14 protein-coding genes are annotated in these 14569 nt (G+C 47.8%); 6 read left to right on the plus strand and 8 right to left on the minus strand.

The window, feature by feature from the left end:
* Positions 1-42: 42 nt before the first annotated feature.
* The 7 genes from AAAT93_RS07615 to AAAT93_RS07645 are packed head-to-tail and all read right to left on the minus strand — an operon-like array spanning position 43 to position 7070.
* Positions 43-2139, minus strand: a complete 2097-nt coding sequence (locus AAAT93_RS07615; RefSeq protein ID WP_117780965.1) for an aminopeptidase — start codon at positions 2137-2139, stop codon at positions 43-45.
* Between the two features lie 27 nt (positions 2140-2166).
* Positions 2167-2496, minus strand: coding sequence for a hypothetical protein (locus AAAT93_RS07620; RefSeq protein WP_021984958.1), 330 nt, complete (start codon positions 2494-2496; stop codon positions 2167-2169).
* Entirely contained in the window at positions 2497-3399 is a 903-nt protein-coding gene (locus AAAT93_RS07625; protein ID WP_117780966.1) for a dihydroorotate dehydrogenase, read from the minus strand.
* On the minus strand, positions 3399-4163 hold the full coding sequence (locus AAAT93_RS07630; RefSeq protein ID WP_118734017.1) for a dihydroorotate dehydrogenase electron transfer subunit: 765 nt from the start codon (positions 4161-4163) through the stop codon (positions 3399-3401). The genes AAAT93_RS07625 and AAAT93_RS07630 overlap by 1 nt, the downstream gene beginning before the upstream one ends.
* A 21-nt stretch (positions 4164-4184) precedes the next feature.
* Positions 4185-5111, minus strand: a complete 927-nt coding sequence (gene pyrF / locus AAAT93_RS07635) for an orotidine-5'-phosphate decarboxylase (protein ID WP_227572900.1) — start codon at positions 5109-5111, stop codon at positions 4185-4187.
* Positions 5112-5162: 51 nt separating this feature from the next.
* The gene (locus tag AAAT93_RS07640; RefSeq protein WP_117780969.1) at positions 5163-6488 is read right to left on the minus strand and encodes a dihydroorotase; all 1326 of its coding nucleotides are present in this window, start codon (positions 6486-6488) and stop codon (positions 5163-5165) included.
* Positions 6489-6500: 12 nt separating this feature from the next.
* Positions 6501-7070 (minus strand): chorismate mutase, encoded by a 570-nt coding sequence (locus AAAT93_RS07645; RefSeq protein WP_227572901.1) that lies wholly within the window; start codon positions 7068-7070, stop codon positions 6501-6503.
* 174 nt (positions 7071-7244) lie between these two features.
* Here AAAT93_RS07645 and AAAT93_RS07650 point away from each other — a divergent pair, with 174 nt between their 5' ends.
* Genes AAAT93_RS07650 through spoVAE form a run of 5 tightly spaced genes read left to right on the plus strand, consistent with a single transcriptional unit; the run spans position 7245 to position 10249 of the window.
* Positions 7245-7901: a stage V sporulation protein AA gene (locus AAAT93_RS07650; RefSeq protein ID WP_021984964.1), complete on the plus strand. Its 657-nt coding sequence runs from the start codon at positions 7245-7247 to the stop codon at positions 7899-7901.
* Positions 7891-8310 (plus strand): stage V sporulation protein AB, encoded by a 420-nt coding sequence (locus AAAT93_RS07655; RefSeq protein ID WP_021984965.1) that lies wholly within the window; start codon positions 7891-7893, stop codon positions 8308-8310. The genes AAAT93_RS07650 and AAAT93_RS07655 overlap by 11 nt, the downstream gene beginning before the upstream one ends.
* Positions 8311-8334: 24 nt before the next feature.
* Positions 8335-8787: a stage V sporulation protein AC gene (gene spoVAC / locus AAAT93_RS07660; protein WP_021984966.1), complete on the plus strand. Its 453-nt coding sequence runs from the start codon at positions 8335-8337 to the stop codon at positions 8785-8787.
* A 27-nt stretch (positions 8788-8814) separates the two neighbouring features.
* Positions 8815-9873, plus strand: coding sequence for a stage V sporulation protein AD (gene spoVAD / locus AAAT93_RS07665; protein ID WP_118545121.1), 1059 nt, complete (start codon positions 8815-8817; stop codon positions 9871-9873).
* A gap of 16 nt (positions 9874-9889) precedes the next feature.
* Positions 9890-10249: a stage V sporulation protein AE gene (gene spoVAE / locus AAAT93_RS07670; RefSeq protein WP_021984968.1), complete on the plus strand. Its 360-nt coding sequence runs from the start codon at positions 9890-9892 to the stop codon at positions 10247-10249.
* 81 nt (positions 10250-10330) lie between these two features.
* Here the strand turns inward: spoVAE and AAAT93_RS07675 are convergent, their stop codons facing one another.
* Positions 10331-13237 (minus strand): transglycosylase domain-containing protein, encoded by a 2907-nt coding sequence (locus AAAT93_RS07675; protein WP_227572902.1) that lies wholly within the window; start codon positions 13235-13237, stop codon positions 10331-10333.
* Positions 13238-13462: 225 nt separating this feature from the next.
* On the opposite strand from AAAT93_RS07675, the gene AAAT93_RS07680 reads away from it, so the two are divergent.
* Positions 13463-14545, plus strand: coding sequence for an FIST N-terminal domain-containing protein (locus AAAT93_RS07680; protein WP_227572903.1), 1083 nt, complete (start codon positions 13463-13465; stop codon positions 14543-14545).
* Positions 14546-14569: the final 24 nt, after the last annotated feature.

Here is a 14569-nt window from a genome sequence, read left to right on the forward strand (position 1 = left end):
AGTCAACAACCGGCTTCCGCAGAAATCTTTCTCTTAGCACGCTTACTTCAGTGCTTCATTCAGTGCTTCTGTACCCGGAAGCACAAATCTTCCATCCTCAATGATTGCCGTCTTTGTGCCATCCGGCTTCACGGCATAGATTCCACCAATCTCCTCATATGGGATCGTGATATCGGTATGGCAGTTAAAATATGCACCTGCCCGCGCCTCCTTGTCCTCTGAATTGCGCAGCGCGGAGCACTCATTTTCCTTCGCTACGATCTCTCTGCCATCCGGGTTGTACAGGCGGCTGTCCTCGCTGTAGCTGTAACAGGTATCACCGACTGCAAAATGCGGTCCCATCTTCTCTACAATCAGAATCGGGAGCTTGTATAAGATGTCATATTTTCTTGCCATCGCATATGCCGTCGTGTTCGTACCGATCGCGAATTCACCGATTGGAAGTGTCTCATGGTGGAATAGCAGATTCTCCTTGATAAACCGCTTGTTCTCTGCCTCATCCTCGAAGTTCTTACAGGTATAATCGGCAACCTTTCCATCCTCGAAGGTAAGCTTCAAGTCTGTGTATTTGAGTTCGTTCAAATACACCTGGCTCACATGCAGCGTTCCCTTCGTACCGTTGAGTACCGGGGAAGTAAATACTTCACCAAGCGGGATATTCACATCTGCCAGACAATTCTCGAAGTTCGTCTGTGTCTTGCGGTCGATCTTGTGCAGCATCACCTTCATGTCCGTCTGGTTGCCACCCTTGCCAAGTACCTGTACATATTCTGCATCATCGAGACAATCAATCATCGTCTGCTGGATGGATTTGTATTTCTCATTATCGAGCGTATTCACTTCCACAACTGCATCGAAGATCTCCTCGAAATTCTCACCGATCTCCGGGATTGGATATGCGATAATCGTGAAGCTGTACTGGTCATGTGGAATGTAATGATTTGTGATCTCCGCCGCCTTCGACGCATATTCCACAGACATCTTCTGCTGCTTGTCGGATAATTTCCAGACTGTCGGCTTCGTCTGCGGGCTGAACGGATCTTCGCCGAACACCTCAATGACCGCCGGACCTGCATAGACAAGCGCAGCTTCTTTCTCCTGCTCATAGGTCTGCTCCATAACTTCGAGCTTCCGCTCCATAAACGCGCGGTCGAAGAACACTGCATCATCGCCCGCATGGTCATACTCATACTGCTTGTTCGCCGGTGTCGCAGCATATCCGGTACGGATCGTTGCCTTCCGGTTCATACGGCTGACTGGATACCGGAACAGTATTGATGCCAGACCTTCTTTCTCAAACATCTGGATTGCCGCTTTCACCATGCGCTCCTGTCCGATTGCATAGCGGATATTCACAGACTTCTTCGGGCTGATATCGATCCGCATCGTCTCAAAGCCCTTGATAAAGCCCTGCACATACGTGCGTGCCAGTCTTTCGATCTTCTCCTCCGGAAGCTTCGCCAGATACTGCGCCATCCGAAGCTCATTTTCACCGATATATTCGCCGTACGCATACAGATAATCCGGTGTCATAAGGTCACTCTGCATGATGATATCATACGCAAAAGGATTCACGCATGTAACCGTCTCCCGGATTCTTCTTGCAACAAGCACATCCGCATAATCATACATATAGTAATAGATAGCTTCCTTGATCTCCTTCTCGTCTGGAAGCTTCTCTCCTTCGGATGCAGTAAAGATTCCATACACCTCTAAGAAAAGCTCCATCAGGGAAATCATCGCCTGCATCTCATCTTCATACGCGTACGCAATCATAGCACGGATCTCTGCGTATAACATGCATAAATATTTGCCATATTCACCAAGTTTTTCCACGGCATAATCCGGGTTTGCAAAGCTTGCGCCATAATGCTCCGGCAAAATGTCTACATATAAATTGTGATTGATCTCCTGTAATTTCGAAAGTGGAAGGTCGATCTTTCCCGGCTGTGACACAATCTCGTACACGTCATACACATACAGAATAAACTCTGCCACACTGTCAAAATATGTTTTGAGATTCTTCGCACCTGCATCCATCTTCGCAAGTGTATCCCAGATTGTCTGATCCTCTTCCTTTATTTCACTGATTCGTTCTATCGCAAGCTGCATACGCTCCTGCAAATCTGCGTCGTTCATAGTTTCCTCCTACCTCGTCCGAAGACTTTAAAATCTGCCTAATAAAATGATTATGACCGGAACCACAAAGGATACGATGTTCAGCCAGATGGAGATCCGCTTGCCACGCACGCCGCCCTTCTGGGACTGTAAACCCATGCGTGCAAAGATCTCTCCAACGATCGACAGCAGCATGGCGATGATATACAATAACCCGAATACCTCCGGCACATGCCCCGCCGTCGCGATGGACACGATCACACTGACAACTTCGATAATCAGCGCGATTCCACCCATGCAGTCAGCGATAATCGTATCGCTCGCAAACGATGAATCTGTAAAATAATATCTTCGTTTCTTGAACAAACTCATAATCATTTATTTTACACAGCCAATCAGGGTGTTGATATCATCTACCCCGTTTGTCTGCATATATTCCTCAATTCCTTTTATAATCTCAACGGTTGCATATGGATTGTGGAAATTCGCCGTTCCAACAGCAACTGCGGTCGCACCAGCCATGATCATCTCCAGTGCATCCTCGGTATTCATTACGCCGCCCATACCGATGATTGGCAGTTTCACGGCATTTGCCACCTGATATACCATACGCACTGCGATCGGATGGATTGCCGGGCCGGATACACCAGCCGTCTTGTTTGCAACTGCAAACGTCCGGCGTTTCACATCGATCTTCATACCGGTCAATGTATTGATCAGAGAAAGTGCATCACTTCCGGCTGCCTCGGCTGCCTTCGCCATCTCCGTAATATCTGTGACATTCGGAGAAAGCTTCATGATGATTGGCTGCTTCGCCTTCGCCTTGATTGCCTTCGTGATATCATACAGTGCTTTTGGATCCTGTCCAAATGCGATACCACCCTCTTTCACGTTCGGGCACGATACATTAATCTCCAGAAGGTCAACCGGCTCATCACCAAGCCGTTCCACAACGTCCAGATAATCTTCGGTACTCTTGCCACACACATTGACAATAATCTTCGTATCCTTCTCCTTTAAGAATGGGATATCCCGCTTCACAAATGTATCGATTCCCGGATTCTGCAATCCGATTGCATTCATCATACCGCCATAGGTCTCTGCCACACGTGGTGTCGGGTTGCCCGGCCACGGAACATTCGCCACGCCCTTTGTCGTTACCGCTCCAAGGAGATTTAAGTCCACGAACTCATCGTATTCCATACCAGAGCCAAATGTACCGGATGCAACGGTGATTGGATTCTTAAGCTCCACACCTGCAATACTTACCTTTGTATTCATTACAGCTCCACCTCCTCAGCATAAAATACAGGGCCATCCTTGCATACACGCTTATTCTTCACCTGTGAATGGTCGTCAATCTCCTTCGACTTGCATACGCAGGCAAGGCAGGCACCCACACCGCATGCCATACGCTCTTCTAAGGATAACTGTGCTTCGATGCCATGTTCCAGTGCATAGCTCTGAATCGCACGAAGCATCGGTGTTGGTCCGCAGGCATAAATCTCTGTGCCCTCGATGCCGTACTGGCGAATTGCATCCATAACCGTTCCTTTGACACCGATTGCGCCGTTGTCGCTGGATTTGTATACGGTTCCATATGGTTCAAATTCCTCTGATAAGAATTCCTCATCACGGAATCCAAGCACGATCGACTTCTCGCAGGTAAGCTCCTTCGCAAGCTGCAGCATCGGTGGAATACCGATTCCGCCGCCGATCAGGATTGCCTTCTTATCCTTCTTCGTAAATCCGTTTCCGAGTGGTCCGAGTATCGTGATTGTATGATCGGAAGTGAGCATCGAGAATTCCTTTGTGCCCTTTCCTGCAATACGATATACGATCCGGAGTGTACCTGCTGCACGGTCAATCTCACACAAACTGATCGGACGTGGAAGCAGCTTGCTTCCATCTGCAGAATACACGTCGATAAACTGTCCCGGTACTGCCTGGCTGGCAATCTCCGGTGCCTGTATCACCATTGAATATATGTCTGTGGCGATCTCGTCCTGACGGACGATCTTCGCCTCCATCTTTATCTTTCCCATTTTCGACTCCTCTTAATTCTCTTAACGGTTTGCTCTGGCGCCGTTAATGTCGGCGATCATGTCCTTGACTGCCTGGCGGCTCGCATCTGCATATCCGGTCTCACCGAAGGATGCGTATTTGTCCTGCTTGTAAGCAGCGATGATGCCACGGGAAGAGTTGACGATCGCACCAAGTCCATCCGGATTGAAGTAATGTACGAGATCTTCTGCCTTGCCGCCCTGCGCACCGTAGCCCGGTACAAGGATGTATGTCTTCGGCATCAGCTTCCGGAGTATCTTACCCATCTCCGGATATGTCGCACCAACCACACATCCGACATTGCTATATGTATCGCCCATGCAGGCTTCACCCCACTCAACGACTTTCTCTGCAACAAGCTCGTACAATGGACGGCCATTAATAAGCTGATCCTGGAACTCGCCGGAAGATGGATTGGATGTCTTCACAAGTACGAAGATACCCTTATTGTACTGCTTGCATACATCCACAAATGGCTTCACACCATCGGTTCCAAGATATGGATTGACTGTCACGAAATCCTCATCGAATCCAGCATATTCTTTGCTTCCTACCTGCACCTTGCCAAGATGTCCGACTGCATATGCCGTTGATGTAGATCCGATGTCACCACGCTTGATGTCGCCGATGATTACAAGTCCCTTCTCCTTTGCATATGCACAGGTCTTGTGGAATGCAATGAGTCCCTCGATTCCAAACTGCTCATACATTGCGATCTGCGGTTTCACTGCCGGAATCAGATCGTAAGTTGCATCGATAATTCCTTTATTGTATTCCCAGATTGCCTCGGCTACACCTTTTAAGGTCTCTCCATACTCAGAAAATGCTTTCTTCTGGATATACTCCGGTACATAGGAAAGCATCGGATCTAATCCGACTACAATCGGTGCGTCCTTCTTCTCAATCTGTGCTACTAATTCATTAATCATTTATTTGTCCTCCTATTATGGTAATGCCACTCGCATCCGCTCAACGGCCTCCTACTGATCTTCTATAATTGCCCCATTGTAGCGGAGCTCACCATCTACGATGGTTGTCAGAACCTTTCCAACTAATGTCTGTCCGGTATATGGGGTATTGTGTCCCTTCGATTCAAACTTGATCGGATCAACGACCCATGTTTCTTCCGGATCGAAGATTACGATGTCCGCCTTCGCTCCCGGTGTCAGTCTTCCGTACTTGTCATCGATGCCGATGATCTTCGCAGGATTGTAGCTCATCTTCGTCGCCATATCCATGATATCCATAAGGCCCGGTGCTACAAGTGCCGTATACGTAAGTGCGGCAGACGTCTCTAATCCGACGATTCCAAATGGTGCCTTATCAAAGAACTGATCCTTCTCTTCTGCGGAATGTGGTGCATGATCGGTAGAGATTGCAGGCATCGTTCCGTCTACCAGCCCTTCCACCAGTGCCTTTACATCCTTCTCTGTCCGGAGTGGCGGATTCATCTTGTAGTTGCTGTTGGCTTCCTTGATATCTGCATCCGTCAATGTGAAATGATGCGGACAAACTTCGGCTGTGACATGCGCACCAAGCCGCTTCGCCATTCGCATAAGCTCGACCGTTCCAATTGTGGAACAATGGCAGATATGAAGCTTCGCCCCTGTCTCATGTGCAAGAAAAATATCACGCGCGGTGATGACATCCTCCACGGAATTCGGAATACCCGGCACACCGAACTTCTCGGATGCAACGCCCTCATTTAACACGCCTTTTCCAACGAGATCCTTGTCCTCGCAGTGCGCCATGATCACTGCACCAAGCTCGGCTGCTTTCTTCATCGCCTCGCGGTAGACACGGATATCCATAACACTTTTTCCATCTTCGGAAAATGCAACAGCGCCTGCCTTTAACATCGCTTCCATATCGACAAGCTCTTTTCCTTCCATCCCTTTCGTAATAGAGGAAAGCTGCTTCACATGCACATATGCATGCTCCGCACGTTGCAAAATATCCTGCAATACTTCCACGTTATCGACAACCGGTTTTGTGTTTGGCATCGCACAGACTGTCGTCACACCACCCGCGGCTGCTGCACGCGAACCGGTAATGATGTCTTCCTTGTATGTCAGTCCCGGATCACGAAAATGTACATGCAGATCAATAAACCCCGGCATTACATATTTACCCTTTGCATCGATCACAAGATGTCCATTTTCCTGGGCTTCGTTGTAATCTGCCTGCTCGCCGCGGCTTCGCACGTAAATCTTCTTTATACAATCCTGTTCAATCAATACGTCTGCGATCTCGTGCAACCCGGTTGCAGGATCGACGACGTGACCATCAACTATGAGCATAATAATCCTCCTGTGTATTTATACTACATACATCTTATACGTCACACTTTCCTTGTATAACATGTAAAATAACCTTCGTTGTGATTCGAGTGCATCCGTACCGGAAACACGCACGGTTACACTTACTTTACTGCCCTCGTACTGCAATGCAGTCACTTCGGTTCCGAAGTCGCCAAGTACGGAAAGCATATCCTGTATAGACATCCCCTGTTCCGCCTGTGGATTGGGTGTCAGCTCGATCTTCACAGATGCATCTGTGGTGTCTCTTTCGTTTATCGCTGCCTGAACTGATCTATACTGCGTCTCAAATTCCGTATCCACATTTCCTTTTCCAAGGAAGATTCCATACTGATGATACCGCGATAATTGCATAACCTTCCGCACATACAGACGGTACAGTTTTTCCTCATCTGCATCACCGGGGAAACGTGCGTACACCTGCTTTTCGCGCTCTGGTTTGTATACGCTGTCCTGCGTTTGAAGCTTCGCTTCTGCCACATCTTCCGAGCAGCGCAGGCGATCCGTAAAATAGCGATGCATCGCATCATCCACCGCGTTGATCTGTTTTCGTATCTGATCTAATTCCATATTCTGATTTGTATTCCTTCCTGAATCCTTTTTCAAACCATAATTATTTTTTATTTTACCATAAGTCGACAAAAAAAGAAATGTTCTTGCTAGAATTTAACAGGATATCCCTGCAAAAAATTCTCATACTATCCATATATATCAAATCAATCAGAAAATGGAAGGGAATGTATTATGAATCAAACAGAGCACGCAGAAACAACCGTATATCTTTCCCTCGATGCAAGCACGATGGTTGCGTCCAAGCAGGTACACATTGAAGATATTGCTTCCGTCTTTTGCAGCCAGCCGGATATCATGCACGACGTGAAAAAAATCAAGCTGTTTACATTTCGTGACAACGAGCAGGGGCAATTAGTCGTCAATGCCCTTGCAATCATTGGAGAAATTCTGAAATACGATAAATCCGTGACTGTCCAGAATATTGGCAGCCAGGAATGCGTCGTCTACTATCGGAACTTAAGCGACGGACACAAACGAACCGGAAAAATAAAAGCCGCATTTCTGATGCTGCTCGCCTTTTTCGGAACCGCCTATTCGATCATGTCCTACAACGGGGACGTCGGTGCCATTGATCTGCTGCAGGATCTGTATCAGATGTTTACTGGAACGCAGGCAAGTGCAACCACTGCCGGATATCGATTTGGCATTCTGTTTTACTGTGTCGGGCTGTTCTTCGGTATGCTGCTCTTCTTCAATCACGGTCTGAACCACAAGAAAGCCGATGATCCGACACCGCTGCAGGTACAGATGCGATTATATGAGCGGGATGTCAACGATGCAATCGTTGTAGACAGCGCACGGGAGGGAACGAGTCTCGATGTTGATTAAAACGATTGCTTACTGTTTCTTTTGTATCTGTGCCGGTAGTGCTGTTTCCGCTGGTTTTGTCGCATTTATCACGATGCTTGGTATCTTCGATAAACTGGCAGAGCAGATGAAATCCGGCAAAGGTGTCCACCGAATCGAAGCTTTGATCATCGCCGGTGTCACGATTGGAAATGCTGCGTATCTGTTCGGACTCCGGATTCCGATCGGGCTGGCAGGATTCAGCATCTTCAATCTGTTTGGCGGCATTTTTATCGGGTGTCTCGCCGGTGCTTTAGCAGAAACCTTACAGGTCATGCCAATTCTATCCCGCCGTTTGGGCGTGCGGACATGGCTCCCTTATGTGATTGCCGCGGCTGCCATCGGAAAAGCACTCGGCTGCGCCTGGCAGATTCTGTTTTTCCCTTCTTAAATTATAGCGAAAGGAGTTATCTCTATGAAAGTAAAGCAAAACGACCAGGAATATAATCGTTACGTCGAAGCGATCACGCCGAAGCACAGTTGTTTCAAAAACTGCCTGCACGCCTTTCTCGTTGGCGGCTGTATCTGTCTGCTCGGGCAGGTGATCTTCAACGTATGTACGACGCAGTTTCATTATGAGGAGGCAGATGCAATGAGCGTCTGTTCTATCCTGCTTGTATTTCTCTCCGTCCTGCTTACGGGGTTAAACCTCTACAAACCACTCGCGAAATATGGTGGTGCCGGTGCTCTGGTTCCGATTACCGGATTTGCGAATTCCGTTGCCGCCCCAACGATCGAATACAAAAAAGAGGGCGAAGTGTTCGGAAAAGGTGTCAAGGTGTTCACGATTGCCGGACCTGTTATCTTATTCGGTGTCGTAGTAAGCTTTGTCGCCGGTTTCATCTATTGGATTTTCAAACTACTGTAATAACAGATTATCCAGAAAGGAGTTATTATGAATCAGAATGAACAAGAAAAAACAAATCAGGCTGTCGGAAAACAGACCATACGCTTTGCCTGTCCACCAGCAATTTTAAGCCGCGCCTCAATCGTCGGTGACATGGAAGGGCAGGGACCTCTCGCCTCCTATTTCGACCAGATTGAGCCAGATCCTGCCTTCGGCATGGACTCGTGGGAAGAAGGCGAATCCGAAATGGTGCGCCGCGCAGTACAGACTGCCATCACGAAATCCGGCATCGCCAAGGAGAATATCCGCTATATCTTCGGTGGCGATCTGCTTGGACAGTTGATCGGTTCTACATTCGGTCTGAAAGATTTTCAGATACCTATCTTCGGTCTGTATGGTGCCTGCTCCACCTGTGGCGAAGCATTGTCACTTGCAGCTATGACTGTCAATGCAGGCTATGCCTCGCATGTCATTGCCGTGACAAGCAGTCACTTCGGTGGTGCAGAAAAACAGTTCCGGTTTCCACTGGAATACGGCAACCAGCGCCCACTCTCTTCTACCTGGACAGTCACTGGAAGCGGCGCATTCCTTGTATCTGCAACCAGTCCAGATCAGCCGATGAAAGAATACCCTCGCATCACTTCTGTGACAACCGGAAAAATCGTTGATTACGGCGTACGGGACAACATGAACATGGGCGCCTGTATGGCACCTGCCGCAGCAGATGTCATCTACCAATGTCTCGAAGATCTCGCCGTCAAGCCATCTCATTTTGATAAAATCATCACTGGCGATCTTGGAAAAGTCGGCAGTGAAATTCTGATAAAACTGTTACGGGATAACGACTACGACATCGAGAAACAGCATATGGACTGCGGCGTCTGTATCTTCGACAACGAGGAACAGGATACCCACAGTGGCGGCAGTGGCTGCGGCTGTGCGGCTGTCACACTTGCCGGCTATATTCTGCATCAATTAGAATCAAACGAATGGAAACGCGTGTTATTCGTCCCTACCGGAGCATTGCTTTCTACAGTCAGCTTCAACGAGGGACAGACGATCCCCGGCGTCGCGCACGCCGTTGTCATTGAACTCATCGATTTATAAATTGGAGGATGTATATATGGACTATATTCTTGCTTTTGTCATCGGAGGAATCATCTGTGTACTGTCACAGATTCTCATGGATACAACCAAGCTTATGCCCGGACGGGTGATGGTAATCTTAGTCTGCACGGGTGTGATCTTAGGGGCAGTTGGTATCTACGAACCTTTCATGAAATTTGCCGGAGCGGGAGCTTTTGTTCCCCTGACCGGATTCGGCTACAACCTGTGGAAAGGAATCAAGGATGCAGTAAACGAAGATGGCTTTCTCGGACTGTTCCGTGGTGGTTTCAAAATGGCAGCCGTCGGAACCTCCGCCGCTTTGATCTTCTCTTACTTTGCATCTCTCATCTTCTCTCCAAAGATGCCAAAGAATTGAAGCTTTATTTATAACAAAAACAAAAAGAAGTATCTGATTGCAGTCATAAACAACTGTTCTCAGATACTTCTTTGATTTATATTACGTTTGCGGCTCCGGTGCCTGTGTCGTCGGCTCCGGTTGCTGTGTTGTTGGTTGCTGCGTTGTTGGCGCCTGTGTTGTCGGCGGTTGTTGCGTCGTCGGTGCCGGCGGCTGTGTTGTCGGCGGTTGTGCCGGATCGGTACCTCCAGTCTTCTCAAAGGTAACACTGATCGTTCCGTTTGCCTGTACATCGTTAAATGTAAAGCTTGAAACAGCGCCCTGACTCTGTCCATTTACAATGACATCCTTGATCCGGTATCCATTGTGCGGTGTGATATAGAAGGTTACATTCGCGCCCTTCGCGACTCGAACTGTCGGTGAAATTGTTCCACCTTCACCCGCCGAAGAAGCAAGTTCAATCTCGCCTTCCTCTAACGGTGTATGAATATCACACACCTCATCCGTGTACTCGTATCCATCGGTAGATTCTCCGCTGGAGCCTACCAGTTTTTTATTACCATTTTCATCAATCTCGACTGTGAATGAAACGGTCTCCGGACATCCACTGTTTGCACGTTTGTGTGACTCTGTACAGAACTCAATCGCTTCATGTCCACTGCATCGCTGTGATGGAATATCTGCCTGTGCATAATAATCCGAAGAGGTTGGACAGCCTTCACCCGGAAGCAATCCGGTGATCTCGCAGACGCTGATTGTCGTGATTCCCTCCGGACGTTCAAAGTCTGCAGATGTATCCTGTCCCTCTAACTCTACAATCTGATCCATGATATCACGCCACATATATTTATGCGTATTCTGACCACCCATATCAACATTACTGTCATATCCCATCCAGATAGATGCGGTATAATATGGTGTCATACCACAGAACCAAAGGTCATAGTTTTCAGAGGTTGTACCTGTCTTACCTGCACAAGTCATACCAGACTGTAATCTTGCCGGAGTACCAGTTCCGCTTGTAACTACGGACTTCATCGCCTCGATCAACTGCCATGCAGTTGTCGGCTTGATTACCTCATGGGAGGTTGGTGTCGTGTTGTCAACTACCACATTTCCATCATGATCGATAATCTTGGTAAACAAAATCGGCTGATTATAAACACCACCATTTGCAATCGATGCATAAGCGGCTGTCATCTCATAATTCGTAACACCATAACTCAATCCACCCAGTGCACACGCCTGTGTCTTATCCGTGAGCAGCGTACCATTGCTGTCCACTTTCTGGTCTACCAGTGTTGTATATCCAAACTTTAGCAAATACTCGAATGCTGCCTCCGGTGTCTCTTCGGTAATTGCCTTTACCGCACAGACATTGATGGAGCTCGCGATGCTCTTACGGATCGTACAATATCCACTGTGTCCACCACCGGCATTCCGGACTTCATTACCACTTGCATACTGATATGGCTCATCGTTAAACGATGTTGCAAGACCTGCCTTACCACTGTCGATCAGCGGTGCATATGCTGCTACGATCTTGAACGTGGAACCCGGCTGTCTCTCTGCCTCCGTTGCACGGTTAAATGCACGGTTTACCGTCTTTTCACCACGTCCGCCTACCAGTGCTTTTACATAGCCGGTATGCTGATCCATGATCGTGAACGAAAACTGTGGCTGTGGCGATACGGAAAATGCCTCAGCGACATACGTTCCGCCTGTCTCTTCCAGCATCGCTTCCTTGAATGTATCGGCTGCGGCTCTCGCATCCTGTTCACTCGGATAAATATTGTTATACTTCGAATTACCTGTCTGTTCTGCAAAATAATTAGTCAGATCACCAATACTATAATTATAATTGGTTTCTTTATCTGCTCCCAGCAGAGTCAAACGATAACTTAAACCAACCTTCGTACTGTTGCTCACATATTCCGGATTGTTGATGACATCATCACAGATCTTCTGAATTGCCTTATCCTGTGCAGAATAAATATCATATCCACCTGTGTAAAGTTTATTTTCTGCTTCTGCTTTTGTACAGTCATACATATCCATAAACAGCTCTACGACACCATTTATGATAGCATCCTGATAGTAACTGTTTACATCAGACTCTGCAAGCTGAACCTCATGCTCGGCATCGATTCTCGCATAGACATCATCTGCAACCGCCTCATCGTACTGCTGCTGTGTGATGTATTCCTGTTCTAACATCTTCTTTAAAACTTCTGCCCGGCGCTTTTTGTTCTCGTCTGGATTGGCAACCGGATCGTAACGGCTTGGGTTCTGTGGAATTCCCGCAATAACTGCGATCTCTGAGATCGTAAGCTCCGTCATATCCTTGCCAAAATATTTCTCGGAAGCTGCCTGAACACCACTGACACCACGTCCCAGATAGATTGTGTTCAGATAGTACTCAACGATTTCTTCCTTTGTGTACTGCTTTTCGAGCTCAATTGCCAGATACTGCTCCTGAATCTTACGTTCCAGCTTGTCCATAAATGTCGTCTCATCCAGACCGACATTAAATACCTGATTCTTGATGAGCTGCTGCGTCAGCGTCGATGCACCCTCATTAAAGTGACCGCTTGCCGCGCCCTTTGCAAACGCACGGAAGATACCGCGCACATCAATACCATTATGCGTCCAGAATCGCTGATCCTCGATTGCAACAAATGCATTGACCATATCTTTCGGGATTTGATCATAATATACATAAACACGGTTGGAATCAATCGTGGAGATCTCTTTTTCTACCGTGCCATCCTGTGACCGGATATTCGACCGGTATCCCTGTGGAACAATATTGATACTGGAGGTATCCGGTGCATTGTCCAAAATACCCTTCATCATACCGAATCCAGCTCCGGCTCCGGCTATGATCACTGCAATGATACCAACCAATATGATCTTAAAAAGTATAACCAGCACTTTTCTCGTATTTCGTTGTGTTTTGGAAACAAGTTTTCTCTGTTTTTTCTCAGTTTCCGCTTTTGAATAGCCCATCGAGCTACCTCCCTTTATTTTTGCATATAAGTATCCAGATAAACGCCATTATAGCAAACTTTTACCACAAATACAAGATATTACCTATTCTAAACATTTTTCTTTTCCTCTATTCTTTTTCTCCATTTTTTGGTAGAATAAGTTTAGGTGCCGCGGATTTTTCCGCGTGTAAATTCACTGCGCATTTACATGCCCCACAAGTATAGTCGCAGTCGGAGGCTTAAGATGAAAGGTTTTGTAGGCATCGGTCGCGCAGACCATGTGGAAACAGCCATAACGGAAGCAACCGCCGGATTGAAAAAAGCTGATTTTCTAATCCTGATTGCTCCTTTTTCAAAAATAGAAGCTGCCGCCGCCCTGCTCGGCGAGAAATATCCGGGCACACCGATGATCGGTACCAGCGGTGAAGGCATTGCGAAAGAGATGCGCCTGACACAGGCGGTCATCGTCATCGGATTTGCAGGCGTGGAAGTATGTACGGGCGTGATTGAAGATGTCCGCACAACTCCGGTCAAATCCATGCACACTTTTCTTTCCAATCTGCAGGCGATCGAACCGGGGGATTCCGATACGATCTGTCTGGAATTTATGACCGGATGCGAGGAACGCGTCCTGTCAACCATCCACGATTCCCTGCAGGAAGCCGGTGTTCCGTTGATCGGTGCCAGTGCCTATGGCGTCCTGCTCGGCGAAAAACACTGTGTGATTTTAGACGGGAAGGTTCATACGCGAAGCTGTGCGTATGCGTTTATCAAAAACAAAGGTGGCAAGATCCATCTATATAAGGAAAATATTTACAAACGGCAGAGCCGCCGTGCGCATTTCGCCAACTTGGTAGAACCGGGAACCAAAACACTGTTTCAGTTAGATGGCGTTCCAGCATTAGAGCTCTACCAGGAGGAAACCGGCGTCCAGCTCGAAGATATCCTCTCTGCCATGCCGCGCCATCCACTTGGACGCGCCCTTGGCGATGATACCTGTATCATCCAGACAATGTCGGTCGACCGGAACGGCGTCATGTTCAACGGCAAGGCAATCTATGAAAATGACAGCATCTATATCATGGATGTCGATGATTACCGGCAGATTCACGAAGAACTGCTTGCCTCCATACAGGCATCCCCGGTTTCATTCCTGCTTGGCTTTGACAGTGCGAACCGTCTGCGCCTATTTGCAGAGGACGATGTCCTGACCGACTATGTTGCTTCATTCCGTACGGTTGCACCTGCTGCGATCTTCGTCGGCGACGGCCAGCAGTTTAACAACCAGCATATGAATCAGACACTTGTGCTTGCAGCATTTGAATAATTACACGCAGGAGGTATAACCACG

This window comes from Coprococcus hominis (ex Arizal et al. 2022) (genome assembly GCF_040094675.1).
In the GTDB taxonomy this organism is placed as follows: Bacteria; Bacillota; Clostridia; order Lachnospirales; family Lachnospiraceae; genus Coprococcus_C; species Coprococcus_C hominis.